Annotated in this window: 2 protein-coding genes; one reads left to right on the top strand and one right to left on the bottom strand. The window is 64.8% G+C overall.

Annotated elements, in window-relative coordinates; all coding sequences use genetic code 11:
- Positions 1-1,365 (bottom strand): PIN domain-containing protein (locus tag JNW89_RS32485; protein WP_238451962.1); only part of this gene is annotated, 1,365 nt, incomplete at its 3' end.
- Positions 1,366-1,599: 234 nt separating this feature from the next.
- Between JNW89_RS32485 and JNW89_RS32480 the strand changes: the two genes are divergently transcribed.
- Entirely contained in the window at positions 1,600-2,844 is a 1,245-nt protein-coding gene (locus JNW89_RS32480) for an IS701 family transposase (RefSeq protein WP_238451963.1), read from the top strand.
- Positions 2,845-3,172: the final 328 nt, after the last annotated feature.

The following is a 3,172-nucleotide window of genomic DNA, read 5'->3' as shown; positions in this document are numbered from 1 at the left end:
ATGGCGCAGTGCCGCCTCGGCCGCCCGACGAGCCGCCTCTTCCCGCACGTTCAGTTGGTGGGTCGCACGGCGAACCGCTTCCTCATGGCGCAGTGCCGCCTCGGCCGCCCGACGAGCCGCCTCTTCCCGCACGTGCACCTGGTGGGTCCCGCGGCGAATCGCTTCCTCATGGCGCAGTGCCGCCTCGGCCGCCCGACGAGCCGCCTCCTCCTGGCTCTGCGCTTGTTGGACTGCGTGACGGACGGCCACCTCTTCCTCACGGACCCGCTCGTATGCTTCACGAGCTGCCCACGCCGATACGCCTGGATCGTCAGGCGTTGCTTCGATCCGCGCCAGTTCGACTGCGACCGGCCGGTCGTAGTCGCCCAAAGTCATAATTCCCCGATAGATTAGCGGCTTCTCAACTAGGCCAGTCACAGTGGGTGAGTTGGGAAGGACCACTACCTCTGGACTAGAGAAAGACATCCCAGGAAGAGGCGTGATAGCAATGCTTGTATCGAGCACGGCACTGAACTCGGCGACGGCCTCATCGCTCGAAATCCTCCGAACGGCAATCTCAACGTCACGTGGGTAGCCGTGTCCAACGATGACGCCCTCATCGGTCTCCAGTGGGAGCCCACAGGTGCGGGGATCGATATCATGATGCAAGATGGCGTCGAAGATGTTGTCGCCCAAATATTCTGCGACGGCTTCATCCCGCAGCTGGCTTTCCGCCGTACTTAGGTCGAAGTTGTCGCCGGATCCAAGCCTTGTGGCGAGTTCTAGTGCCAGCGCCTGTAAGGAAGGCATCCACCGCACACGTTCGGCACCCGCCGCGCGGAGTTCATCAACGAGCTGGGGATGCAATCCCGTCCCACTCTCGTCAGCAAAGTCTCTAGTGTTGTCTGTTACCCAAACGACTTCTCGCTCGGGATCTTCATTAGCAACCTTCATCAGGGTTAGCCAGTTTAACGTGTCCCTATAGCCGTTCCCGCTTTGGTCACAAGGCTTCCGCCGCTTGGTGGCTCGATTAACCATGTCCATGTGCGGCACGTCCGCCGGAGGAATAACTTCTACTCTTGCCGAGCGGAGGAGCCCATGAAGGCGGTCTTCATAAGCGGCTTTGAACGCGGAGATGTCGGTATGTGCAGTGCTGGCAATGGCAGATAGTCCTAGCGCTCCGGCATGCTTGCCAGACCAACGGTCGAGCCCTACAAGGGCTTCGTCAATACGACGTCCGAAGCCCGCGACCGCCTCTGCGATGACAACTTCGGTTACGCGAACATCCACGCTCCAAGCTGGCATGCGGTGCGCAAGGACACGCCAGGCAACCCCAGAGCACATGGGGTCCTTCACGAATACGGTGGCGTCCAAGAGAACGATCATTGGTCTGCCTCCTCCGCATTCACCGGGTCAGTCTACGGTGGGCTCTGGGTATCACGTCGTCCCTAGTACTCCAGCCGGGGATGTTGACCTCGGTTGAGCTGCGGTTCGGTGCGATGGGGGAACGAGGGCAGCCACCGTCGATCATGGACGGTTGTGTGGACTGACCATGACGCAGCGGTGGCTGCCGGATACAGGGTAGACGCCCAACGGTGGCGGGTGTTGTTCGACGACCTGATGTTGACGGTCGGGCATCGTTTCCGCAGGCCGGAGCCTCGCCGTCGGGTGCGTGACTTCGTCCGGGGCTTGCTGGCGCCCTTGCCGACGAAGAACTGCTGGACCATCGCGGAGCACGCCGGAGACGCCGGCCCGGACGGGATGCAGGACCTACTGACCCGGGTGAAGTGGGACGACACCGCGGTCCGTGTCGACGTCCGCGCGTTCGTCGCCCGGCAGCTCGGCGATGCCGAAGCCGTGCTGGTCCTCGATGAGACGGGTGATCTGAAGAAGGGACGGCACACTGTCGGTGTTCAACGGCAGTACTCGGGCACGGCCGGCAAGATCGAGAACTGTCAGCTCGCCGTGCATCTCGTCTACGCCACCGAGGCTGCTCACGCGATGCTCGACACGGCTCTCTACCTGCCGAAGTCCTGGTGCGACGACCCTGAGCGGCGCAGCGAGGCCGGCATCCCGGATACCGTGCGGTTCGCGACCAAGCCGCAACTGGCGTCCCGCATGATCGAGGCCGCGGTCACTGCCGGGCTGCCGTGCCGGTGGGCGGCCGGCGACGAGGCCTACGGCAATGATCCGCGCCTGGCCGCCCGGCTCCGTCAGCTGCGACTGGGCTACGTCCTGGCCGTGGCCTGCTCGCATCAGGTGACCACCGGCATCGGCACCCACCGCGTCGATGTGCTGGCCGCGGGTCTTCCCACCACCGCCTGGCAGCGCGTGTCCGCCGGTCGAGGCGCGAAAGGCTACCGCTACTACGACTGGTCCTTCACCGCCCTGCCACACGCCGCCGACGCCCACGACGGGCACCACTGGCTGCTGATCCGCCGCAACCGCAGGACCGGCAAGCTGGCCTTCTACCGCTGCTGGTCACCCGAACCCGCCGCGTTGCACACGCTCGTCACGGTCGCCGGCCGGCGCTGGAAGATCGAGGAATCGTTCCAAGCCGCCAAGACCGGACTCGGCCTCGACCAGCACCAACACCGCCGCTGGACGTCCTGGCACCGCTGGACCACCCTCGCGATCCTCGCCCACGCCTTCCTCGCCGCCGCGACCGCCGGCCACCGCCACCGCCACAACCCGGCCGACCTGATCCCGCTGACCGTCAACGAGCTACGCCACCTGTTCAACGTCCTGATCATCGAACCCACCCGCCGACGCTGCGACCCGCTGTCCTGGTCCATCCGCCGGCGCCGTCACCAAGCCCGAGCCAAGACCAGCCACTACGCCCGACAAGCCCTCATCGAACCGTGATCACGATCCCCGGCTGGAGTACTAGGACCTGCGGTTACGGGCCTCGTTCAGGCTTCCCCATCTCGGTGCGAGCGCGACCATCTCGATCCCGTCGTGCCCGTTGCGTGCCCGTTGGGATGGGCGACGACGGTCAATGGCGGTCAGCTCCTGGGCGGCAGCCAGCGTGGCGACGCAGGTCAAGCCAGGTCACTGCCGAGCAACTTGCGGCCGTATCCACACTTCCTAAACCGTGTGGCTGTACAGCCATCCGTACAGCCAAGCCAGCAGACTGGCCCGGTCATGAGCCGACGCGAGTCGACAGGACGAGCAGGTCAGCGGCAGTAGTCGA

Source organism: Micromonospora sp. 4G55 (assembly GCF_016803375.1).
The sequence above is the reverse complement of the archived record's forward strand: the minus strand, read 5'-3'. Positions and strand labels throughout refer to the sequence as shown.